Here is a 22,187-nt window from a genome sequence, read left to right as displayed (position 1 = left end):
GGCGCATGGCGATGACGGCGCAGGTGAAGGCCGAGCTGGCCAGCACCCTGACCACGAAGACCTGCTGTCGCAAGGCGGAGGTCGCTTCGATGCTCCGCTTCGCGGGGGGCCTGCACATCGTCAACGGCCGGATCGTGGTGGAGGCCGAGCTCGACACCGGTGCCGCCGCCCGACGGCTGCGCACCGACATCGCCGAGGTCTACGGGCACCAGTCCGAGGTCGTGGTCGTGCAGGGCAACGGCATCCGCAAGGGCAGCCGCTACCTCGTCCGGATCGTCAAGGACGGCGAGGCCCTGGCCCGCCAGACCGGGCTGCTGGACCAGCGCGGGCGCCCGGTCCGCGGCCTGCCGCCCGCGGTCGTCTCCGGCGGTGGCTGCGACGCGGTGGCCGCCTGGCGGGGCGCGTTCCTCGCGCACGGCTCGCTGACCGAGCCGGGTCGCTCGTCCTCCCTGGAGGTCACCTGCCCCGGTCCGGAGGCGGCGCTGGCGATCGTCGGCGTGGCCCGCCGGCTCGGCATCCAGGCCAAGGCGCGCGAGGTCCGCGGCGTCGACCGGGTCGTGATCCGCGACGGCGACGCGATCGGCCAGCTGCTCACCCGGCTCGGCGCCCACGAGTCGCTGATGGCGTGGGAGGAGCGGCGGATGCGCCGCGAGGTCCGGGCCACCGCCAACCGCCTCGCCAACTTCGACGACGCCAACCTGCGCCGCTCGGCGCGGGCCGCGGTCGCGGCCGGTGCCCGCGTGGAGCGGGCGATGGAGATCCTCGGCGACGAGGTCCCCGACCACCTCAAGCTCGCCGGCTCGCTGCGCCTGGAGCACAAGCAGGCCTCGCTCGAGGAGCTCGGCCAGCTGCACGAGCCGGTGCTGACCAAGGACGCGATCGCCGGCCGGATCCGCCGCCTGCTGGCGATGGCCGACAAGCGCGCCGAGGAGCTCGGCATCCCCGACACCGAGTCCTCGCTGACCCCGGAGATGCTGGCCGAGGAGGCCTGACCCGGTTACCGGGACGTACACCGGGACGCCCCGGCGGACGTGGCCGCGCTGCGTATAGGGTCGAAACGTCAGCCCGACGTCCCCGTCCCGAGGAGCAAGCGCAGTGACCGTTCGAGTAGGCATCAACGGGTTCGGCCGGATCGGCCGCAACTTCTTCCGCGCCGTGCGCGCGTCCGGTCTCGACATCGAGATCGTCGCCGTCAACGACCTCACGGACAACACCTCCCTGGCGCCGCTGCTGAAGTTCGACTCGATCCTCGGCCGGCTCGACGCCGACGTGACGGCCACCGCCGAGGAGATCCGGGTCGGCGACCAGGTCATCAAGACCTTCGCGGAGCGCGACCCCGCCAACCTCCGCTGGGCCGACCTGGGCGTCGACGTCGTCGTCGAGTCCACCGGCTTCTTCACCGACGCCACCAAGGCCCGCGCCCACGTCGACAGCGGCGGCGCCAAGAAGGTCATCATCTCCGCGCCGGCCTCCAACGAGGACGTCACCGTGGTCATGGGCGTCAACCACACGACGTACGACCCCGCCGCGCACACGGTGATCTCGAACGCCTCGTGCACCACCAACTGCCTCGCGCCGATGGCCAAGGCGCTCCACGACGGCCTGGGCATCAACAAGGGCCTGATGACCACGATCCACGCCTACACCGCGGACCAGAACCTGCAGGACAACATCCACAAGGACCCGCGCCGGGCCCGGGCCGCCGCGCTCAACATGGTCCCGACCTCGACCGGTGCCGCGAAGGCCATCGGCCTGGTGCTGCCCGAGCTCAAGGGCAAGCTCGACGGCTACGCCATGCGCGTGCCGGTGCCCACCGGCTCCGCCACCGACCTCACCTTCGAGGCGGGCCGCGAGACGTCGGTCGACGAGGTCAACGAGATCGTCAAGGCCGCGGCCGACGGCAAGTTCCTCCGCTACTCCACCGACCCGCTGGTCTCGACCGACATCGTCACCGACCCGGCGTCCTGCATCTTCGACGCGCCGCTGACCAAGGTGCTCGGCAACCAGGTCAAGGTGCTCGGCTGGTACGACAACGAGTGGGGCTACTCCAACCGCCTCGCGGACCTGATCGACTACATCGGCGAGACCCTCTGACCGTGGGGGACTACTCCACGCTGGGCGACGTCGCCGGCAAGCGCGTCCTGGTCCGCTCCGACCTCAACGTCCCGCTCGACGGGACGAGGATCACCGACGACGGCCGGGTGCGCGCGAGCGTGCCGACCATCCGGGCGCTGGCCGAGGCCGGCGCCCGGGTGGTGGTCGTCGCCCACCTCGGCCGCCCGAAGGGCGCGCCCGAGGACCGCTACTCGCTGCGCCCGGTCGCGGCCCGGCTCGGCGAGCTGCTGGGCCAGGAGGTCGCGTTCGCGACCGACACGGTCGGCGACTCCGCCCGTTCGGTCGTCGACGGGCTCGGCGACGGGCAGGTCGCCGTCCTCGAGAACGTCCGGTTCAACCCGGGCGAGACGAGCAAGGACGACGCCGAGCGCGGCGCCTTCGCCGACCAGCTCGCCGCCCTCGCCGACGCGTTCGTCTCTGACGGCTTCGGCGTGGTGCACCGCAAGCAGGCGTCGGTGTACGACGTCGCGCAGCGGCTCCCGCACGCCATGGGCGGCCTGGTCGCGACCGAGCTCGAGGTGATGAAGCGGCTCACCGAGGCCCCCGAGCGGCCGTACGCCGTGGTCCTGGGCGGGTCCAAGGTCTCCGACAAGCTCGGCGTGATCGACAACCTGCTCGGCAAGGCCGACCGGCTGCTGATCGGCGGCGGGATGGTCTTCACCTTCCTCAAGGCCCAGGGCCACGAGGTCGGAAAGAGCCTGCTCGAGGACGACCAGCTCGAGGTCTGCCGGGCCTACCTGGCGCGTGCCGAGGAGTCCGGCGTCGACATCGTGCTGCCGACCGACGTGGTCGTCGACACGGCGTTCCCGTCCGGCGACCGCACGCCGGAGCCCCGCGTCGTCCCTGCCACGGAGATCCCGGCCGACTGCCTCGGCCTCGACATCGGGCCCGACTCCGGTGCGGCGTTCGCGGCGGCGCTCGCCGACGCGCACACGGTGTTCTGGAACGGCCCGATGGGCGTCTTCGAGGTCGCCGCGTTCGCCGAGGGCACCCGGGCTGTGGCCCAGGCGCTGACGGAGGTCGACGGCCTCTCCGTCGTAGGCGGCGGCGACTCCGCCGCCGCCGTCCGGGCGCTCGGCTTCGAGGAGTCGGCGTTCGGACACATCTCGACCGGTGGTGGCGCGAGCCTCGAGTACCTCGAGGGCAAGCAGCTCCCCGGCATCAAGGTCCTGGAGGACTGAACGCATGGCGAAGGCTGCGGCCCGGGTCCCGCTCATGGCGGGCAACTGGAAGATGAACCTCAACCACCAGGAAGCGGTGGTGCTGGTCCAGAAGCTCGCCTGGACGCTGTCGGACAAGCGCCACGACTACGCGAAGGTCGAGGTGCTCGTCGTACCGCCCTTCACCGACCTGCGGTCGGTGCAGACGCTCGTCGACGGTGACCGGCTGTCGGTGAAGTACGGCGCCCAGGACGTCTCCGTGCACGAGTCCGGCGCCTACACCGGCGAGATCTCCGCGTCGATGCTGAGCAAGCTCGGCTGCTCCTACGTCGTCGTCGGGCACTCCGAGCGGCGCGAGCACCACGGCGAGACCGACGAGGTCGTCAACGCCAAGGCGCACCGGGCGCTCGCGGCCGGCATGACGCCGATCGTGTGCGTCGGGGAGGGCCTGGAGACCCGCCAGGCGGGCGAGCAGGTGGCCGTCGTGGTCGAGCAGGTCCGCGGCTCGCTGGCGGGGTTCTCCGCCGAGCAGGTCACCGGGCTGGTCGTGGCCTACGAGCCCGTGTGGGCGATCGGCACCGGTGAGGTCGCCACCCCGGCCGACGCGCAGGAGGTCTGCGCCGCGGTGCGTGCCTTCGTCCGCGAGGAGCACGGCGACGCCGCGGCGGACGCCGTACGCGTGCTGTACGGCGGATCGGTGAAGGCCGCCAACGTCGGCGGGATCATGGCCGAGGACGACGTCGACGGGTGCCTGGTGGGCGGCGCGAGCCTCCAGGTGGACGAGTTCGGCGGCATCTGCCGCTACTACGACATGCCGGTCCTGTGACCGCGGCAGACGTGACGTAGGATTCCGACACGTGACTACCGTCTTCACCGTCGTGCTCATGATCACGAGCGCCCTCATGATCCTCATGGTGCTCCTGCACAAGGGACGCGGTGGCGGCCTCTCCGACATGTTCGGAGGCGGCGTCTCCAGCTCCCTGGGCGGCTCCTCGGTCGCCGAACGCAACCTCGACCGGTTCACGGTCGGCATCGGCGTGATCTGGTTCGCCTGCGTGATCGCGCTGGGCCTGCTGCTCGCCTACCCGTAACTAACGACGAACAGACAGGACGGCGTCACGTGGCTGGTGGAGGAAACGCGATTCGCGGGAGCCGGGTCGGGGCCGGCCCGATGGGCGAGGCCGAGCGGGGCGACGCCGCGCCGCGGCAGGCGATCACCTACTTCTGCTCCCGGGACCACAGCTCGGTCGTGGCCTTCTCCATCGAGGCGACCGTCCCGGACTCGTGGGACTGCCCCAAGTGCGGGCTGCCCGCGGGCCGCGACTCCGACAACGCCCCGCCGGCGACCAAGGTCGAGCCGTACAAGACCCACCTCGCCTACGTGAAGGAGCGGCGCTCCGACAAGGAGGCGGCCGACATCCTCGACGAGGCGCTCGCCCTGCTCCGCTCCCGCCGCAAGTCGGGCGACCTGATCTTCTGACGTTCTCCGGCGCCGGCTAGGTACGCCGAGTCGGCGCTTGTGTCCGCAGGGGTACCCCGAGTCGGCGCTTGTGTCCGCCGACTAGATCCAGCGACTGAGCCCGCGCCGCACTCGCGCCCGCTGCACGAGCTCCACGATCCGCCGGTCGCACGTACGCCGGGGACCGAAGACGTCGGCCGCCACGAACGGCTCGACGAGCCAGCCCGCGTCCGCGGTCGCCGTACGACGGTCGCGGTCGTGGGCGCGCTGCTCGGGGCTGGTGTGCCACTCGTCCCCGTCGTACTCGAAGCCGCCCGCGAGGTCCTCGTCGCCGAGGTCGAGCCGCGCGACGAAGCGGCCGCGGTCCCACACCTCGACCTGCGGGCGCATGGTCAGCACGCCGTTGTCGATGCAGCGCAGCCGCAGCACGGACTCACCGGGTGACTCCGAGCGCCCGTCGGCGTGCGGCGCGACCGCGCGGAGGGTCCGCACCCACCGCATCCCGCGGAAGCGCTCGACCCCGGCCAGGAGCTCCTCGCGGGTGAACGCGCCGGTGCGCAGCATCGCGTCGAGACCGGTGATCGCCTCGTCGGTCCACCGCACCCGGCCGAGGTCCCACGCGGTGCGGATCGGGGTCGTCACCGCGAGCCCGTGGACCTCGGTGACGTCGCCGCGGGTCAGGTTGCGCTCGCCGCTGTCGGCGAGGCCGTTGCGCAGCCGGCCGTGCCCCGAGGGCCGGAACAGCGAGAGCGGCCGCAGGTCGAGGTGCTCGCCGGGCGCGAGCACCATCTCCGCCCCGAGCAGCCAGCCCGCGTGCCGGTCGACCACCACGCAGTCGGGAGGTACGACGAGCGCGAGGCACGCCGCCCGGAGCGCGACGTCGTCGCGCAGCGCGGCCGCGACGTACACACCTCGGAGCGGGCGGCGCAGGAGGCCGTGCTCGACGAGGTCCCGCAGCTGTCGACGGGACACTCCGGACTCACGCGCCGCCGCAAAGGTGAAGGGAGCGTCGGCCGGGAGCGGGAAGGTCTCGTCCAGGCGGCGGTGCTGGAGGCAGTCCAGGAGGTCCATGACCCGAGGGTCCGCGACCGTACGCCGCGGCGCAGCCCCGCGCCGTCAGCCTGTGGAGAACCCGGACACAAGCGCCGACTCGGCGGGGAAGGGGGTCAGAGACGGGAGGCGGAGGCCCGGTCGAGGAACCAGATGGTCTCCTCGCGGCCGGTGACGCCGGCGGCGGGGACGTCGTGGCGGTCGACCGGGGCGTCGGGGGTGCCGGAGTGCGCGCGGGCGACCGCCTCGGCCTTGCCCTCGCCGCTGACCAGGAACCACACCGAGGTGGCCCGGCCGAGGGCCTCGAAGGTCAGCGAGACCCGCTCCGGCGGCGGCTTGGGGGACCCGGTGACACCGACCGTGTCGACGCCGGCGACGTCGAGTGCCGGGTGGCCGGGGAACAGCGACGCGACGTGCCCGTCGGGACCGACCCCGAGCATGACGACGTCGAAGCCGCCCGAGGCCGGACCGTGCTCCCGTAGCGCCTCGGCGTACGCCGCGGCCGCGGCGTCGACGTCGGCCGCGGCGTCGGTGGCGGGCACCTCGTGGACGTTCGCGGCGGGCACGCCGAGGACGTCGAGGAACGCGGCGCGGGCGTCGACCGCGTTGCGGTCGGAGGAGTCGGGGGCGACGAAGCGCTCGTCGCCCCACCAGACGACGACGTGCGACCAGTCGACGGGGGAGGAGGCGGCGAGCCGGGCGACCTCGCGGTGCAGCGCCTCGGCGATGCTGCCGCCGGTGAGCACGATCTGCGGGAGGTGCCCGGACTCCTGGGCGTCGGCGAGCCGGGTGAGGAGCTCGCCGGCGACCGCCGTGGCCAGGCCGGCGGCGTCCTCGTGGACCTCGATGCGGGGTGTGGTCACCGGCGTGCCTTCTTCCTGCTGGCGGTCTTGCGGGGGGCCTTCGTGGAGGTCTTGGCGGTCTTCGTGTCCGCCTGCCGGGTGAGGTAGCGGGCGGTGGCGGCGTACACGTCGTCCTCGTCGAGCCGGCGGAGCTCCTCGGCGAGCAGGGCGGGCAGCTCGCGGCGCTTGAGCGCGATCGGCCGGTCGGGACGGTCGGGGGAGGAGAAGGTGGCGAGCCGCCCGTCGGAGCGGGTGATCCGGATGGGTCCCTCGGCGGTCTCCATCACCACCTCGGTGATGCCCGGCCCGCCGGAGCTCCGGCGGGACACCTCGACGCCGAGCCGGTCGGCCAGCCAGGCGACCAGCAGGTCGGCGGACGGGCTGACCCGCTCCGCCTCGACGGAGGCGGCGGTGACCTTCAGGTGCTGCTGGTCCAGGGCGGCGGCGAGCAGGGCCCGCCAGGGGGTGATCCGGGTCCAGGCGAGGTCGGTGTTGCCGCGCACGTAGCGGGCGCACTGGGTCTGCAGGACCGTCGAGCGGGCCCGGGTGGCCCCGGCGGCGTCGGTGATCCGGCGCTGGCTCAGCCGCCCGAGCGGGTCGGCGGCCGGGTCGGCGGGCGGGTCGTTCGGCCACCACACCGCGACGGGGGAGTCGGGCAGCAGCAGTGGGAGCACGACCGACTCGGGGTGCTTGACCACCTCGCCCTTGAGCCGGATCAGCGCGGTCTCGCCGCTCCAGCCGGAGCCGGTGCCGACCTGGGCGTTCACCACGCCCGTGCCCCGGCCGTCGCCGAGGATCACGCCGAGGACCCGGGCCGGGTGCTCGTGGGCTGCCTGGCGGGCGACGTGCATCGCCTCCTCGGCCTCGTCCTCGTCGACGACGATGATGAGCGTCATCACCATGCCCATCGCGGGGCTGCCGGCGCGGATCCGTGCGCGCACCAGCTCGGCGGCGATGCCGGCGGAGTCGGTGTCGGTCAGCTCGATCACGGGGTGCTCCTCGGGGTCGTCACGGGCGCCGCCAGACCCGGCCGTCGCGGGCGAGCATCGCGTCGGCGGACTCGGGACCCCAGCCGCCGGACGGGTACGGCTCCGGGGCGCCCTTGCGGGCCCACGCCTCGAGGACCGGGTCGAGGATCTTCCAGGACAGCTCGACCTCGTCGCGGTGCGGGAAGAGTGGCGGGTCGCCGAGGAGCACGTCGAGGATCAGCCGCTCGTAGGCCTCCGGGGAGGACTCGGTGAACGACCCGCCGTAGACGAAGTCCATGTTGACGTCGCGGATCTCCAGCTGGGTGCCCGGCACCTTGGACCCGAACCGCACCGTGATCCCCTCGTCGGGCTGCACCCGGATCACCAGGGCGTTCTGGGTCAGCTCCTCGACCGAGGTCGCGCTGAACGGCTGGTGGGGGGCGCGCTTGAACACGACCGCGACCTCGGTGACCCGGCGGCCCAGGCGCTTCCCGGTGCGCAGGTAGAACGGGACGCCGGCCCAGCGCCGGTTCTCGACGTGCAGCGTGACGGCGGCGTACGTCTCGGTGGTCGAGTGCGCGTCGACGCCCTCCTCCTCGAGGAAGCCGGTGACCTTCTTGCCGCCCGCCCAGCCCGCGGCGTACTGCCCGCGCGCGGTGGTCAGGTCGAGGCGGCGGGGGAGGGAGACCGCCGAGAGCAGCTTCTGCTTCTCGGTGCGCAGGCTCTGGGCGGAGAAGGACGCCGGCTCCTCCATCGCGACCAGGGCCATCAGCTGGAGCAGGTGGTTCTGGATCACGTCGCGCGCGGCGCCGATGCCGTCGTAGTAGCCGGCCCGGCCGCCGATGCCGACGTCCTCGGCCATGGTGATCTGCACGTGGTCGACGTACTGCGCGTTCCACAGCGGCTCGAACATCGTGTTGGCGAACCGGACCGCCAGGATGTTCTGGACCGTCTCCTTGCCGAGGTAGTGGTCGATCCGGAAGACCGAGTCCTCGGGGAAGACGTCCGCGAGGACGCGGTCCAGCTCGCGGGCCGACTCCAGGTCGTGGCCGAAGGGCTTCTCCACGACCACGCGCCGCCAGGACCCGTCCGGGGACTCGGCGAGCCCGTGCTCCTTCAGCTGGCCCACGACGTCGCCGAAGAACCCCGGCGGGATCGCCAGGTAGAACGCGTGGTTGCCGCCGGTGCCGCGCACCTCGTCGAGCTCCTCGACGGTACGGCGCAGCTCGGCGAACGCGTGGTCGTCGTCGAAGTTGCCCGGGACGAAACGGATCCCCTCGGCGAGCTGGCGCCAGACCTCCTCGCGGAACTCGGTGCGCGCGTACGCCTTCACCGAGTCGTGCACGATCTGGGCGAAGTCCTGGTCGGCCCAGTCCCGGCGCGCGAACCCGACGAGGGAGAACCCCGGCGGCAGCAGGCCGCGGTTTGCCAGGTCGTAGATCGCCGGCATCAGCTTCTTGCGCGACAGGTCGCCGGTGACCCCGAAGAGCACCATCCCGCACGGTCCCGCGATGCGGGGGAGCCGCCGGTCGGCCGGGTCCCGCAGCGGGTTGACGTACGCCGTCATCGCCGGTGCTCGCGGTAGTAGTCGATGAGCGCCCGCGTCGAGGGGTCCTGCTCGGCGAGCGCGTCGGCATCTCCGGCGAGCGCCGGGCCGACCTCCTGGGCCAGCTGCTTGCCGAGCTCGACGCCCCACTGGTCGAAGCTGTCGATGCCCCAGACGACGCCCTGGACGAACGTGAGGTGCTCGTAGAGCGCGACCAGCTGGCCGAGCACCGCCGGCGTCAGCGCCGGGGCCATGATCGAGACGGTCGGCCGGTTGCCGGTGAACACCCGGGCCGGGACGACGGCCTCGTCGGTGCCCTCCGCGCGGACCTCGTCGGCGGTCTTCCCGAACGCCAGCGCCCGGGTCTGGGCCAGGAAGTTGGCCAGGAACAGCTCGTGGACGTCGTTCTCGCCGTCCACCAGGGGGTACGCCGGGTTCGCGAACGCGATGAAGTCGGCCGGCACCAGCCGGGTGCCCTGGTGCAGCAGCTGGTAGAACGCGTGCTGGCCGTTGGTGCCGGGCTCGCCCCAGAACACCTCACCGGTCTGCGTGGTGACCGGGCTGCCGTCCCAGCGCACGCCCTTGCCGTTGGACTCCATCGTCAGCTGCTGGAGGTACGCCGGGAACCGGTGCAGCAGCTGGGAGTAGGGGAGCACCGCGTGGCTCGCCGCGCCGAGGTGGTCGGCGTACCAGACGTTGAGCAGGCCCATCAGCGCCGGCACGTTGCGTGCGGTCTCGGTGGTCCGGAAGTGCTCGTCCATCGTGTGGAAGCCGGCGAGCAGCTCGGCGAACCGCTCCGGACCCACCGCGATCACCAGCGACGTGCCGATCGCGGAGTCGAGGGAGTAGCGGCCGCCGACCCAGTCCCAGAACCCGAACGCGTTGTCGGGGTCGATCCCGAAGTCGGCGACCTTGTCGAGCGCGGTGGAGACCGCGACGAAGTGCTTCGCGACCGCGTCCGCGCCGTCGCCTGCGGCCGCCTCGCCGAGGCCGTCGAGCAGCCACTGCTTGCACAGCCGCGCGTTGGTGAGCGTCTCCAGGGTGCCGAAGGTCTTGCTGGAGACGATGAACAGCGTCGACGCCGGGTCGAGGCCGGCGAGGGTGGTCGCGGCGTCGGTCGGGTCGATGTTGCTGATGAACCGGCACTCCAGCCCGTCCTGGCGGTACGGCGCCAGCGCCTCGTAGGCCATCACCGGACCCAGGTCGGACCCGCCGATGCCGATGTTGACCACCGTGCGGATCCGCTCGCCCGTGGCGCCGGTCCACGCACCGCTGCGCACCCGCTCGGCGAACGCGTAGACCCGCCCCAGGACCTCGTGCACGTCGGCGACGACGTCCTGGCCGTCGACCTCCAGGGTGGCGTCCGCGGGCAGCCGCAGCGCGGTGTGCAGGACCGCGCGGTCCTCGGTGACGTTGACGTGGTCGCCGCGGAACATCGCGTCGCGGCGCTCCGCCAGCCCGACCTCGTCCGCGAGCGCGAGGAGCGCCGCGAGGACGTCGTCGTCGACCAGCGACTTCGACAGGTCCACGACCAGGTCGCCCGCGGTGAAGGTGAGCCGGGCGGCCCGGTCGGGGTCGGAGGCGAACCAGCCGCGCAGGTCGGGGTCGAACCCCTCCGCCCGGGTCGCCAGGCGCGACCAGGAGGGGGTCGACGTCGGGTCCACGGGCGCGTCGGTCACTTCCCGACCTTCTCCATCTGGCCCTCGACGGTCTCGACGAGCTCGATCCAGGACTTCTTGAACTTGTCGACGCCCTCGTGCTCGAGGGTGACCAGCACGTCGGGGAAGTCGACCCCGATGGCGGTCAGCCGCTCCAGCAGCGCCCGCGCCTCGTCGGCCTGGCCGGAGACCCGGTCGCCGCGCACCTCGCCGTGGTCGGCGAACGCCTCGAGGGTCTTCTCCGGCATCGTGTTGACGGTGTCGGCGACGACCAGCTCGGCGACGTAGAGGGTGTCGTCGTAGTCGGGGTTCTTCACGCCGGTGGAGGCCCACAGGGGACGCTGCGGGTTGGCCCCGGCCTCGGCGAGCGAGCGCCACCGGTCGCTGGCCAGGACCTCCTGGAACGCGCCGTACGCGACCCGGGCGTTGGCGACGGCCGCCTGGCCGCGCAGCGCCAGCGCCTCGTCGCTCCCGATCGCGTCGAGGCGCTTGTCGACCTCGCCGTCGACGCGGGAGATGAAGAACGAGGCGACCGAGCGGATCGTGGACAGGTCGTGCCCGGCGGCCCGCGCCTGCTCGAGGCCGGACAGGTAGGCGTCCAGCACCTCGCGGTAGCGCTCCTCGCCGAAGATGAGCGTCACGTTGACGCTGATGCCCTCGGCGACGGCGGCGGTGATGGCCGGCAGGCCCTCCTTGGTCGCGGGGATCTTGATCAGCGCGTTGGGGCGGTCCACGGCCGCCCACAGGGCCCGGGCCGAGGCCAGGGTGCCGTCGGTGTCGTTGGCGAGGTCGGGCTCGACCTCGATCGACACCCGGCCGTCGTGCGCCGTCTGCTCGGCCACGGGGGCGAAGACGTCGCAGGCGTTGCGGACGTCCTCGGTGGTCAGCTCGAAGACGACCTCCTCGACCGGCCGGCCGTCGGCGACCAGCTTGCGCACCTGGTCGTCGTACCGCTCTCCGTTGGCGATGGCGCTCGCGAAGATCGTGGGGTTGGTCGTGACGCCGACCACCGACTTCTCCTTGACGAGGTCGGCGAGGTTGCCGGTCTCGATGCGCTCGCGCGAGAGGTCGTCGAGCCAGATGGACACGCCCGCGTCGGCGAGCGCCTTCAAGCGGTCAGTCATGGTTCCTCCTGGGGTCGAGACGGTGGGCCCGGGACCGGACCCTGGTGGGGTACCCCGACCTCAGTCGGTCGAGACCCGGATGCTGTCGCGCGCGGCGTCGGCCACGGCCTCGCCGGTGATGCCGTACTCCTGGTAGATCCGCTGGTAGTCCGCCGAGGCGCCGTAGGTGTCGATGGAGACGATCCGGCCGCGGTCGCCGACGATCTCGCGCCAGCCCTGCGCCACGCCGGCCTCGACCGAGACGCGCGCCTTCACGGTCGGCGGGAGCACCGTCTCGCGGTACGCCGGCTCCTGCTCGTCGAACCACTCCCGGCACGGCATCGAGACCACGCGCGCCCGGATGCCGTCGGCGGCGAGCAGCTCGCGCGCGGCCACGGCCACCTGCACCTCGGAGCCCGTGCCGATCAGGATGACGTCGGGCAGCCCGCCGTCGGTGTCGAGGAGGACGTAGCCGCCGCGGTGCACGTTCGAGGTGTCGGAGAAGCCGTCCTCGCCGCGCGGGAAGACCGGGACGTTCTGGCGGGTCAGCGCGATACCGGCGGGCCGGTCAGTGTTGCTCAGCACCGCCTTCCAGGCCGCCGCGGTCTCGTTGGCGTCCGCCGGTCGGACGACGTCGAGGCCCGGGATGGCGCGGAGCGCGGCGAGGTGCTCGATCGGCTGGTGGGTCGGGCCGTCCTCGCCGAGCCCGATGGAGTCGTGGGTCCACACGTAGGTGACCGGCAGGCCCATCAGCGCCGCCAGCCGCACGGATCCGCGCATGTAGTCGGAGAAGGTGAGGAAGGTGCCGCCGAAGACGCGGGTGCCGCCGTGCAGGGCGATGCCGTTGAGGATCGCGCCCATGCCGTGCTCGCGGATGCCGAAGTGCAGCACCCGGCCCTCGAGCGGGTCGCCGTCCCACTGGTCGGTGGAGCGGACCTTCGGGGCGAAGGACTTGGCGCCCTCGATGGTCGTGTTGTTGGACTCCGCGAGGTCGGCGGAGCCGCCCCACAGCTCGGGCATGACGCCCGCGACGGCGTTGATGACCGCGCCGGAGGCCTTGCGGGTGGCGACGCCCTTGGGGTCGGCGTCGTAGCTGGGCAGCACGGCGTCGAGGTCGTCGGGCAGCGCGCGGGTCTGCATCCGCTCCCAGGTCGCGATCACCTCGGGCGAGGCGGCGGCACGCCACGCGGCGAACCGCTCCTCCCACTCGGCCTGCTGCTGCTTGCCCCGCTCCACCAGCGACCTGGTGGCGGTCAGGACGTCGTCGGCCACCGTGAAGTGCTGGGCGGGGTCGAAGCCGAGGATCTCCTTGGTGGCCGCGACCTCCTCCTCGCCGAGGGCGGAGCCGTGGGACTTGCCGGTGCCCTGGGCGTTCGGGGCGGGCCAGGCGATGACGGTGCGCAGCACGACCAGGCTCGGCTGGTCGGTGACCTCGCGGGCCGCGGCGAGCGCGGCGTGCAGGGCCGGGACGTCCTCGGTGTAGCCGGTGCCGTCGTGGGTCCAGTCGACGGTCTGCACGTGCCAGCCGTACGCCTCGTACCGCTTCGCGACGTCCTCGGTGAACGCGATGTCGGTGTCGCCCTCGATGGAGATCCGGTTGGCGTCGTAGACGAGCGTGAGGTTGCCGAGCTGCTGGGTGCCGGCGATCGAGGACGCCTCGGCGCTCACGCCCTCCTGCAGGTCGCCGTCGCTGCAGATCGCGTAGACGTGGTGGTCGAAGACCGAGTCGCCCTCGGCGGCCGACGGGTCGAGCAGGCCGCGCTCGCGGCGGGCGGCCATCGCCATGCCGATCGCGTTGCCGACGCCCTGGCCCAGGGGACCGGTCGTGGTCTCGACGCCGGCGGTGTGGCCGTGCTCGGGGTGGCCCGGGGTCTTGCTGCCCCAGGTGCGCAGGGCGCGGAGGTCGTCCATCTCCAGCCCCCAGCCGCCCAGGAACAGCTGCACGTACAGCGTGATCGAGCTGTGCCCGGCGGAGAGCACGAACCGGTCGCGGCCGTGCCAGTGCGGGTCGGCCGGGTTGTGGCGCATCACCTTCTGGAAGAGGAGGTACGCCGCGGGCGCGAGGCTCATCGCGGTGCCGGGGTGGCCGTTGCCGACCTTCTGCACGGCGTCCATCGCCAGCACCCGGGCCGTGTCCACCGCCTTGTCGTCGAGCTCGTTCCAGTCCAGACCAGCAGCAGTGCTCACGGGGATCCTCTCGGAGGGGGTCGGGCACCTCCGAGCCTACTCAACCCGCGGGCTAGACTCACATGCGCTCCACGCTCCCCAGATCCCGCGAGGAACTCCGTGACGTACGTCGGCCAGTCGGCCTCCGCTGCTCCGCAGCGTGACCCGGAAGACCCGACCGACAAGGTAGGGCTGCGCGACGTCGTCGCGGCGTACGTCGGGCTCACCAAGCCGCGGGTCATCGAGCTGCTGCTGCTCACCACCGTGCCGGTGATGTTCTTCGCCGACCGGGGGATCCCCCCGCTCGGCCTGGTCGCGGCCACGGTCGTCGGCGGCACGTTGTCGGCCGGCTCGGCGTCGGTCTTCAACTGCGTCTACGACCGCGACATCGACGAGCAGATGCGCCGCACCCGGCGGCGCGCCCTGCCGCGGCACATCGTCTCCCCGCGCTCGGCGCTGCTGTTCGGCGTCGTGCTGGGCGTGCTCTCGACGGTGGTCCTGGCGGTCTGGGTCAACGCGCTCTCCGCCGCGCTCGCGGTCGCCGCCAACGCGTTCTACGTCTTCGTCTACACGATGCTGCTCAAGCGGCGGACGACCCAGAACATCGTCTGGGGCGGGCTGGCCGGGTGCTTCCCGGCGCTGATCGGCTGGACGGCCGTCACGGGCGAGCTGTCCTGGGTGCCGATCATCCTCTTCGCCGTGGTCTTCTTCTGGACCCCGCCGCACACCTGGGCGCTGGCGCTCCGCTACCGCGAGGACTACGCCAACGTCGACGTCCCGATGCTGCCGGTCGTGGTGCCGGCCCGGCAGGTCGCCCGCCAGATCGTGCTCTACAGCTGGGTGATGGTCGCGACCTCCCTGCTGCTGTGGCCGGTCGCCGAGACCGGGCTGGTCTACCCGGTCGCGGCGCTCGTCCTGGGGGCCGTCTTCCTGGTCGAGGCGCACCGCATGTGGGGTCGCGCCCGTGACACCGAGGACCTGTCGGTGATCCAGCCGATGCGGCTGTTCCACCACTCGAACCTGTACCTCTCGCTGCTGTTCGTCGCGGTCGCGCTCGACCCGCTGCTCACCCGCTGACCCGGCCGGGCCGGGCGCCCGACGGGCCCGCCGGGCCCTCCTGGTGACCAGTACCACCCCTGTCGGGGTGTGATCCCCCCGTGGTCGGGCATAACCAAGGTGGGTCGGTCATCGTTGGCCCAGCTGTACTGGAGGGCCCCTCGGGGCCCGCCAGGTGCGACCGGGGGGTCGGGACATCCGTCCTCCCATCCACAAGGGGGGACAGAATCTGATGACGGCACATCCGCGCCGACCGAAGGAACCACGGATCAGCATCGTGGTCCCTGCGCTCAACGAGGCACGCAACCTGGCGCGGGTGCTTCCCCAGCTGCCGGCGGCCCACGAGGTGATCCTCGTGGACGGCGGCTCGGTCGACGGCACCATCGGCACCGCCCTCGAGCTGATGCCCGACATCGTCGTCGTCGAGCAGGTACGCCGCGGCAAGGGCAACGCGCTCGCCGCAGGGTTCGCGCAGGTCACCGGGGACGTCATCGTGATGTTCGACGCCGACGGCAGCGCCGACCCGGCCGAGATCCCGCGCTTCGTCCAGGCACTCGTCGACGGCGCCGACTTCGCCAAGGGCACCCGGTTCCGCGCCGGCGGCGGGAGCGCCGACATCACCCCGGTGCGCCGCGCCGGCAACGGGTTCCTCAACGCGCTGACCAACCGCGCGTTCCACACCGCCTTCACCGACCTCTGCTACGGCTACAACGCCTTCTGGGCCGACCAGCTGCCGCTGCTCGACCTGCCCGACCACGACGAGCCCGGCCCGGCCGGCGGCGCGATGCGGTGGGGCGACGGGTTCGAGATCGAGACCCTCATCAACTGCCGCTTCGCCGCGTCCGGCGCCCGGATCACCGAGGTCCCGAGCGTGGAGCGGCTCCGCATCTTCGGCGAGAGCAACCTGCACGCCGTCAAGGACGGCCTGCGGGTGCTGCGCACGGTCCACACCGAGCACCGCCGTGCCCGGCGCCGGGTCCAGGAGGCCCTGCAGCGCCCCGTCAGCCGTCCGCAGCACACCGTCGAGCGGCCTCGCATCTCCGTCGCGTCATGATCGGCGCGACCCGGGTCGCGATGGTCGCTGCACGGGCACAGCCGGAGATCGGCGGCATCGAGTCCCACGTCGCGGAGGTCGCCACCCGGCTGGTCCGCGAGGGCGTGGACGTCGAGGTGCTGACCACCGACCGCACCGGGCGGCTGCCCCGGGTCGAACGCGTCGACGGGTACGTCGTGCGGCGCTTCCGCGCCTTCCCGCGCCGTCGTGACTGGTACCTCAGCCCCGGCCTGTTCTGGGCGCTGCTCCGGTCCCGGCACGACCTCGTGCACGTGCAGGGGATCCACACCCTGGTCCCGCCCGTGGCGATGCTGGCGGCGCTCCTGCGGCGCGTCCCGTACCTGCTGACCTTCCACAGCGGGGGGTCCTCCTCGGCCTTCCGGGAGCGGGCGCGCGGCCCGCAGTTCCGCCTCCTCGCCCCGCTGCTCCGGCGGGCCGACGCCCTGGTCGGCGTCTCCGGCTACGAGGCCCGCCGCTTCCAGCAGTTCGTCGGCCCCTCGATCCGGGTGCGGCTGATCCGCAACGGCGGCGGCCTGCCCCGGCTCGTCTCGGCGATCGCCCCCGACCCGGACCTGGTCCTGAGCGTCGGCCGGCTGGAGCGCTACAAGGGCCACCACCGGGTGGTCGAGGCGCTGCCGCACCTGCTCGCCGCCCGGCCCGAGGCCCGCGTCGAGATCCTCGGCAGCGGGCCCTACGAGGACGAGCTGCTCGTGCTCGCCGAGCGCCTCGGCGTCGCCGACCGGGTGTCGGTGCGGTTCGTGCCGCCGGTGGAGCGGGCCGCCATGGCGCGGTCGCTGGCCGGCGCGGGCGTCGTGGCCCTGCTCAGCGACTACGAGGCGCACCCCGTGGCGGTGATGGAGGCCCTGGTCGCGGGCCGGCCGGTCGTGGTCAGCCGGACGTCCGGGCTCACCGAGCTCGCCGACCTCGGCTGGGCGCGCGGCGTCGAGCCGGACGCCGACCCCGCCGTCGTCGCCGCCGCGATCGAGGAGCAGCTCTCGACCCCGGTGCGCCCGTCCCCGGCGGAGCTGCCGACCTGGGAGTCCTGCGTCGAGTCGCTGCTCGAGGTCTACCGCGAGGTGCTGCCCGCTGCGGTGCGGCCGTCGGAGGCGTCGTGAACCGTCTGCTCGAGCGCCCCGTGGACGACCCTGCGCCGACGGGGAGCTCCGTCGTCCGTCGCCTCCGGGCCCAGCCGGTCGGCTCCGCGTCCCTGGCCGGCACGGCGGGGCTGTTCGCCCAGGCGGTCGCCTACGCCTTCGGCTGGTCCGGGGAGGCCCTCGCGGCGCAGGTCTTCTGGTACCTCGGCCTGGTCGTCATGGTCTCGGCCTTCGCGGTGCTGCTGACGGCGGGCGGCCTGCGCGGCAGCCAGCGCCTGGCGGGATCCCTGGTCTTCACGCTGCTGCTGCACGCCTCCTGGCTGCTCTCCAACCCGGTGCTCGCCGCCCGCTTCGACGAGTCGCTCCACGTCACGACGCTGCTGGGCCTCACCCAGGACGGCTGGTTCACCGGCAACACCATGCTGCCGGTCAGCCCGCACTACCCGGGCCTCGAGCTGGCCGCGGCCGGCGTCCACTGGCTCACCGGGCTGCCGTTCATGGTCTGCCAGATCGTGGTGGTGCTGCTGGCCCGCACCACCTTCGTCCTGGCGCTGTTCCTGCTCGCCACCCGCGTCGGCCGCTCGTCCCGGGTCGGGTCGGTCGTCGTGCTGCTGTACGCCGCGAGCCCGCAGTTCTACTTCTTCAACGCCCAGTTCAGCTACCAGACCGTCGCCATCGCCCTGCTGCTGGCGGCGCTGTGGTTCCTGGTCCAGGCCTACGACGCCGCCGAGCACTGGCCGTGGTCGCGCCTGGTCGGCGCCCAGGTCTGCCTCGCGGCGCTGGCCGTCACCCACCACCTCACCAGCTGGGTGACGCTGGTGACGCTGCTGGGCCTCACCCTGCTGATGCTCGCGGGGTCCGAGAAGCGGCGCGCCCGGCTCACCGGGACGACCCTCGCGGTCGCCGTGACGGTCACCGCGGCCTGGACGGCGGTGGTGGGTCCGCTCATCGCGCGCTACCTGGGCCCGGTGTTCACCGACGCCGGCAACGAGCTGCGCCAGGTGCTCGCCCTCGACGGCGGCGGCCGGCGGATCCTCGCCGACGGGGGCGGCGAGCCGATGCCGACCTGGCAGGTCGTGATCATGACGGCCGCCATCGTGCTGTGGTGCCTGCTGCTGCTGCCCTCCGGCTGGGCCGCGATCAAGGGCCGGACGCTGCGCCGGACCCCGGCGCGCTGGCTCCCGCTCGCGCTCGCCGCGGCGTACCCGCTGCTCCCGCTGGCACGGTTCTCGCCGAGCGCGGGGGAGGTGGCCGACCGGGCCTCCACCTTCGTGGCCCTCGGGCTGGCGCTCGTCGTCGCGATGTGGGCGGTGACCAAGCAGGCCGAGCTGCGCGGCCTGGTCGCCGGCGGCGCGGTCGTCCTCGTGGTCGGCGGCACGCTGCTGGGCGGCGGCCCCGACTGGCAGCGGCTGCCGGGTCCCTACCTGGCCGGCGCGGAGCAGCGGTCGGTGGACCACGACACGGTCGCGGCGGCCCAGTGGGCCGGCCGCTACCTGCCGGAGGGGTCGCGGATCGCCGCCGACACCACGATGGACCGGGTGATGCCGAACTTCGCGCCGGTCGTGCCGGTGACCCAGGGCTCCGGCTCGCTCAACGTCACGCCGGTCTTCGCCGCGCGGTGGATCCGCCCCCCGGAGGTCGCCCTGCTCCGCGACGCCGCGGTCGACTTCGTCGTCGTCGACACCCGCACCGCGGGGGAGACCGTCCGGTCCGGCGACTACTTCGAGGCCGGGAGCGTCTTCGGCCCCGACGCGGTCACCATCTCCCCGGAGAGCGTCCAGAAGTTCTCGGTGGCCGCCGGCTTCGACCTGGTGCTCGACGGGCCGGTGCGCATCTACGACGTCCGCTCGCTGCGCGGCGTGCCGGAGACCTTCGCCGACCGCGAGAACCCCGGCCTGCCCGGCAGCTGGTCGCCGGTGCAGGCGGTGATCAGCCTGCTCCTGCTGCTCGTCTCCGCGGCGCTGCTGCTGCTCCGCGGCCTCCGCGGCGCCCGGGCGCAGACCGTGACGCTCCTCTCGCTGCCGGTGCTGATGCTGGTCGGCGTGCTCGGCGTCGCCTTCGCGATGTCCCAGGTGGCCGGCACCTGCTTCCTCCTCGCCGCCACCGTCGGGCTGTGGAGCGTCATCGGCGAGCACACCCGCCGGCTCTCGCGCCCGCAGTGGGTCCGGGTGCTGGTCTCGCCCGCGGCCGCCTCGGTGCTCCTCGTGGCCGGCGCGACCGGGATCGCCACCCACGCCGCGTGGGAGGGCCAGCTGCCCGACCGCGAGCTGCCGCCGCCCCTCGTCGGGACCGCGCCGTGACGGCCCCCGAGACGGCCCCGGTGGTGCGCCGCGACTCCGGGATCCTCGCGCCGTTCCGCTCGCTGCTGACCGCGCAGGTCATCGGTACCTCGCTGGGCCTGCTGTTCTGGATCGCGGTCGCGCGGCTGGTCCCGGGCCGCGAGGTCGGGGTGGCCGCCGCCGCCATCAGCACGCAGACGCTCCTCGGCGCGGTGACCGCCCTGGGGCTCGGCACGCTCCTGATCGCCGAGCTCCCGCGGCACCCCGGTGCGCGCCAGCGGGTGCTGGTGCTGCGGTCCCTGGCCTTCGTCGGCCTCGCCGCGGTCGTGGTGGGCGGCGGCGTCGCGCTGCTCGCCCGCGCCGGGCTGCTCGGCCCCAACCTCGAGGCGGCGGTCCAGGGCCTCGGCGCCCTGGTGCTCGTCGTCGGGGTCGCCGTCGCCGGCTGGGCGGTGGTGCTGGACGAGGCCGTGCTCGGCCTGCGCCGGTCCCGCGTCCAGGTCGGCCGCAACCTCGCGGCGTCCGGGCTGCGGTTCCCGCTGGCCGCCGGGCTGCTGCTCGCCGGCCACCGCGACGCGCTCGTGCTGATGGCCTGCTGGGTGCTGCCGCTGCTGGTCTCGCTCGTCGGCGCCCTCGGCGTGCTCCGGCTGCCGCGCGGCGACGGCGCGCCGCACCTGCGCGCCGACCTCACGGCGTACGCCCGCCCGGCGCTGCGCCACCACGCGCTCAACCTGTCCCTGGCCGCGGGCGCCCAGCTGATGCCGGTCGTCGCCGCCGTCACCCTCACCCCCGTCGGCAACGCGCAGTTCGCCATCGCGTGGTTGGTGGCGACCTTCGTCTTCCTGCCGCCGTACCTGCTCGCCGTGGCGCTCTTCGCGCACGGCGCCAACGTCCCCGTCGAGGAGTTCCGAACCAGCATGGCCACGACCCTGCCTGCCTCCCTCTGCCTGAGCCTCGCGCTGTGCGCCGGCGCCTGGCTCCTCGGCCGACCCGCCCTGGAGGTCTTCGGCGGCGGGTACGCCGCGGAGTCCTGGACGCTGCTCGCGCTCCTCGTCCCCGCCGGCCTCTGGATGGTCGTCAAGGACCACCTCGTCGCGCTCTGGCGGGTCCAGCAGCGCTTCGGCCTCGCCACCCGGCTGCTCAGCCTGAGCGTCGTCCTCGAGGTGACCGGCGCCGCCGTGGGCGCCGTCGTCGCCGGCGGCACCGGCCTGTGCCTGGGCTGGTTGTCGGCCATCGCCCTCGAGGTGCTGCTCGCGATCCCGCTGCTGCGGTCCTCCTTCGGGGGCCTGCCCTGGCAGCGGCCGGCGCTGTCCGCCCTGTCGACGCGCGCCCGCACCGAGCAGGGGGCCGCGTCCTGGGCGATCGCCGGTGCGGCCTCCGTGCTCGCCGTCGCCGTGGCCTTCGGGGTCGTCGCAGCCGTCACCCGCGACGACAGCGGCGGGTCGACGGAGGAGGCGGCGATCGAGAAGACCTCCTGCCCGCCGACCGACAACCAGCCCGGCCCGCTCGTCGACCTCGGCGTCCAGGGCGCCACCGGCGACCCGGCGCGGCCGAACCTCGACCAGGCCGAGCTCCGCCGCCTCGTCGGGCTCGCCGCCGACGCCGGCGCCCAGGTCGTCTCGACCAGCTACTCCTGGCGCACCGGCCAGCCCCGCCGCGGAGGCCCCTACCAGTGGGCCGGTCTCGACGCCATCGTCGACACCGCGATCGCCCGGGGCCTGGACGTGCGCGTCCAGCTCGTCGGCCTCCCGCGGTGGGCCCGCGAGGGCGACTCCGGGATGGCGGCGGGGAACCCCAAGTGGCGCCCGCCGGTCGAGGGCCGCGAGCTCGAACGGTGGGCCGGCTTCGTCGGCGACGTGGTCAAGCACCTGCGCGGCCGGGTCGACTACCTCGAGGTGTGGGACGAGCCGAACAGCCCGGACTTCTGGGCGACCGGACCCGACCCGGCCGCGTTCGCGCGCCTGCTCGAGGTGAGCTACGACGCCGTGAAGGCGGTCGACCCGTCGGTGCGCGTGATCTCCGGCTCCCTCGCCGGCAACGACCTCGGCTACCTCGAGCAGGTCTACGACGCGCTGGAGGAGGAGGACCGTCCCGAGCGGCCCTTCGACCTGGTCGGCCTGCACCCGTACACCAACGGCGCGCCGCCCGACGTGCGCGAGCCCGAGATGCGCTACGAGAAGGAGTTCGGCCAGGTCGACCACAGCTTCCTCGGCTACCGGGACATCCACGGGCTGATGACCGAGCGCGGCGACGGCGAGGTGCCGATCTACGTCGGCGAGTTCGGCTACTCCACGGAGCCGTTCCGCGGGACCACCGCGGTCAGCGACGAGGTGCGCTCGGAGTACCTCACCCAGGCCTTCGCCGCGGTGACCTGCACGCCGTACGTCAGCGCGATGTCGTGGTACTACCTGCACCCGACCCCCTGGAACCCGGAGTCGTGGACCCTGCTCGACGCGTCCTGGAGCCCCAACGCGACCTACGACGCGCTCCGGGTGTGGTCGACCGCGGTGCAGGCGGTCAGGTGAGGCCGGACCCCGCCCCGGTCGCGGTCCCGAGGACCCCGCTGCGCGCGGACCCGGGGGTGCTAGTTTTCGAGACCCGGACGGATGCGGCGTCCGTTCCACGACGTTCCAGGAATCG

Annotated in this window: 18 protein-coding genes; 11 read left to right on the top strand and 7 right to left on the bottom strand. The window is 73.3% G+C overall.

Translation table 11 applies throughout. The annotated features are described in order from the left end of the window. Positions 1–5 precede the first annotated feature (5 nt). The 6 genes from whiA (at position 6) to H4O22_RS11265 (ending at position 4,755) form a co-directional block, all read left to right on the top strand. Complete coding sequence (gene whiA / locus H4O22_RS11290) at positions 6–992, top strand: DNA-binding protein WhiA (protein ID WP_182523508.1); 987 nt, start codon at positions 6–8, stop codon at positions 990–992. A 103-nt stretch (positions 993–1,095) separates the two neighbouring features. Continuing rightward, positions 1,096–2,094: a type I glyceraldehyde-3-phosphate dehydrogenase gene (gene gap, locus H4O22_RS11285; protein WP_182523507.1), complete on the top strand. Its 999-nt coding sequence runs from the start codon at positions 1,096–1,098 to the stop codon at positions 2,092–2,094. Between the two features lie 2 nt (positions 2,095–2,096). Beyond that, positions 2,097–3,296, top strand: a complete 1,200-nt coding sequence (locus H4O22_RS11280) for a phosphoglycerate kinase (protein ID WP_182523506.1) — start codon at positions 2,097–2,099, stop codon at positions 3,294–3,296. 4 nt (positions 3,297–3,300) lie between these two features. Then, positions 3,301–4,101 carry a triose-phosphate isomerase gene (tpiA, locus tag H4O22_RS11275; RefSeq protein ID WP_182523505.1) on the top strand — a complete coding sequence of 267 codons (801 nt, stop codon included), beginning with the start codon at positions 3,301–3,303 and terminating at the stop codon, positions 4,099–4,101. 31 nt (positions 4,102–4,132) lie between these two features. Next, positions 4,133–4,366, top strand: a complete 234-nt coding sequence (gene secG, locus H4O22_RS11270) for a preprotein translocase subunit SecG (RefSeq protein ID WP_182523504.1) — start codon at positions 4,133–4,135, stop codon at positions 4,364–4,366. A 29-nt stretch (positions 4,367–4,395) separates the two neighbouring features. After that, complete coding sequence (locus H4O22_RS11265; protein WP_182523503.1) at positions 4,396–4,755, top strand: RNA polymerase-binding protein RbpA; 360 nt, start codon at positions 4,396–4,398, stop codon at positions 4,753–4,755. Positions 4,756–4,836: 81 nt separating this feature from the next. On the opposite strand, the gene H4O22_RS11260 is transcribed toward H4O22_RS11265, so the two are convergent. The 7 genes from H4O22_RS11260 to tkt form a co-directional block, all read right to left on the bottom strand. Further along, positions 4,837–5,805 (bottom strand): type IV toxin-antitoxin system AbiEi family antitoxin domain-containing protein, encoded by a 969-nt coding sequence (locus tag H4O22_RS11260; protein ID WP_182523502.1) that lies wholly within the window; start codon positions 5,803–5,805, stop codon positions 4,837–4,839. Positions 5,806–5,900: 95 nt separating this feature from the next. After that, positions 5,901–6,647 carry a 6-phosphogluconolactonase gene (gene pgl / locus H4O22_RS11255; protein WP_182523501.1) on the bottom strand — a complete coding sequence of 249 codons (747 nt, stop codon included), beginning with the start codon at positions 6,645–6,647 and terminating at the stop codon, positions 5,901–5,903. Further along, entirely contained in the window at positions 6,644–7,615 is a 972-nt protein-coding gene (locus H4O22_RS11250) for a glucose-6-phosphate dehydrogenase assembly protein OpcA (protein ID WP_182523500.1), read from the bottom strand. The genes pgl and H4O22_RS11250 overlap by 4 nt, the downstream gene beginning before the upstream one ends. Positions 7,616–7,634: 19 nt before the next feature. After that, positions 7,635–9,161: a glucose-6-phosphate dehydrogenase gene (gene zwf / locus H4O22_RS11245; RefSeq protein WP_182523499.1), complete on the bottom strand. Its 1,527-nt coding sequence runs from the start codon at positions 9,159–9,161 to the stop codon at positions 7,635–7,637. Next, positions 9,158–10,819 (bottom strand): glucose-6-phosphate isomerase, encoded by a 1,662-nt coding sequence (gene pgi, locus H4O22_RS11240; RefSeq protein ID WP_182523498.1) that lies wholly within the window; start codon positions 10,817–10,819, stop codon positions 9,158–9,160. The genes zwf and pgi overlap by 4 nt, the downstream gene beginning before the upstream one ends. Beyond that, entirely contained in the window at positions 10,816–11,922 is a 1,107-nt protein-coding gene (gene tal, locus H4O22_RS11235) for a transaldolase (protein WP_182523497.1), read from the bottom strand. Before tal ends, pgi begins: the two co-directional genes overlap by 4 nt. Positions 11,923–11,982: 60 nt before the next feature. Further along, complete coding sequence (tkt, locus tag H4O22_RS11230) at positions 11,983–14,016, bottom strand: transketolase (protein ID WP_220451399.1); 2,034 nt, start codon at positions 14,014–14,016, stop codon at positions 11,983–11,985. 171 nt (positions 14,017–14,187) lie between these two features. Here tkt and H4O22_RS11225 point away from each other — a divergent pair, with 171 nt between their 5' ends. The 5 genes from H4O22_RS11225 (at position 14,188) to H4O22_RS11205 (ending at position 22,072) form a co-directional block, all read left to right on the top strand. Next, entirely contained in the window at positions 14,188–15,144 is a 957-nt protein-coding gene (locus H4O22_RS11225) for a heme o synthase (RefSeq protein ID WP_182523496.1), read from the top strand. A gap of 211 nt (positions 15,145–15,355) precedes the next feature. After that, entirely contained in the window at positions 15,356–16,177 is an 822-nt protein-coding gene (locus H4O22_RS11220; protein ID WP_182523495.1) for a glycosyltransferase family 2 protein, read from the top strand. Then, complete coding sequence (locus tag H4O22_RS11215) at positions 16,174–17,292, top strand: glycosyltransferase family 4 protein (protein ID WP_182523494.1); 1,119 nt, start codon at positions 16,174–16,176, stop codon at positions 17,290–17,292. The genes H4O22_RS11220 and H4O22_RS11215 overlap by 4 nt, the downstream gene beginning before the upstream one ends. After that, positions 17,289–19,571, top strand: coding sequence for a hypothetical protein (locus H4O22_RS11210; RefSeq protein ID WP_182523493.1), 2,283 nt, complete (start codon positions 17,289–17,291; stop codon positions 19,569–19,571). The genes H4O22_RS11215 and H4O22_RS11210 overlap by 4 nt, the downstream gene beginning before the upstream one ends. Beyond that, on the top strand, positions 19,568–22,072 hold the full coding sequence (locus tag H4O22_RS11205) for a hypothetical protein (RefSeq protein ID WP_182523492.1): 2,505 nt from the start codon (positions 19,568–19,570) through the stop codon (positions 22,070–22,072). The genes H4O22_RS11210 and H4O22_RS11205 overlap by 4 nt, the downstream gene beginning before the upstream one ends. Positions 22,073–22,187: the final 115 nt, after the last annotated feature.

It is taken from the genome of Nocardioides dongkuii (genome assembly GCF_014127485.1).
Classification (GTDB): domain Bacteria; phylum Actinomycetota; class Actinomycetes; order Propionibacteriales; family Nocardioidaceae; genus Nocardioides; species Nocardioides dongkuii.
Note: the sequence above shows the minus strand (reverse complement) of the source record. Positions and strands in the feature narration are given on the sequence as shown.

What these genes read in the sequence shown, in the direction of transcription:
- whiA (WP_182523508.1), top strand. Translation starts at nt 6, where the DNA reads ATGGCGATGACGGCGCAGGTGAAGGCCGAGCTGGCCAGCACCCTGACC.
- tpiA (WP_182523505.1), top strand. Translation starts at nt 3,301, where the DNA reads ATGGCGAAGGCTGCGGCCCGGGTCCCGCTCATGGCGGGCAACTGGAAG.
- H4O22_RS11260 (WP_182523502.1), bottom strand. Translation starts at nt 5,805, where the DNA reads ATGGACCTCCTGGACTGCCTCCAGCACCGCCGCCTGGACGAGACCTTC.
- zwf (WP_182523499.1), bottom strand. Translation starts at nt 9,161, where the DNA reads ATGACGGCGTACGTCAACCCGCTGCGGGACCCGGCCGACCGGCGGCTC.
- tal (WP_182523497.1), bottom strand. Translation starts at nt 11,922, where the DNA reads ATGACTGACCGCTTGAAGGCGCTCGCCGACGCGGGCGTGTCCATCTGG.
- tkt (WP_220451399.1), bottom strand. Translation starts at nt 14,016, where the DNA reads ATGGACGCCGTGCAGAAGGTCGGCAACGGCCACCCCGGCACCGCGATG.
- H4O22_RS11220 (WP_182523495.1), top strand. Translation starts at nt 15,356, where the DNA reads ATGACGGCACATCCGCGCCGACCGAAGGAACCACGGATCAGCATCGTG.
- H4O22_RS11215 (WP_182523494.1), top strand. Translation starts at nt 16,174, where the DNA reads ATGATCGGCGCGACCCGGGTCGCGATGGTCGCTGCACGGGCACAGCCG.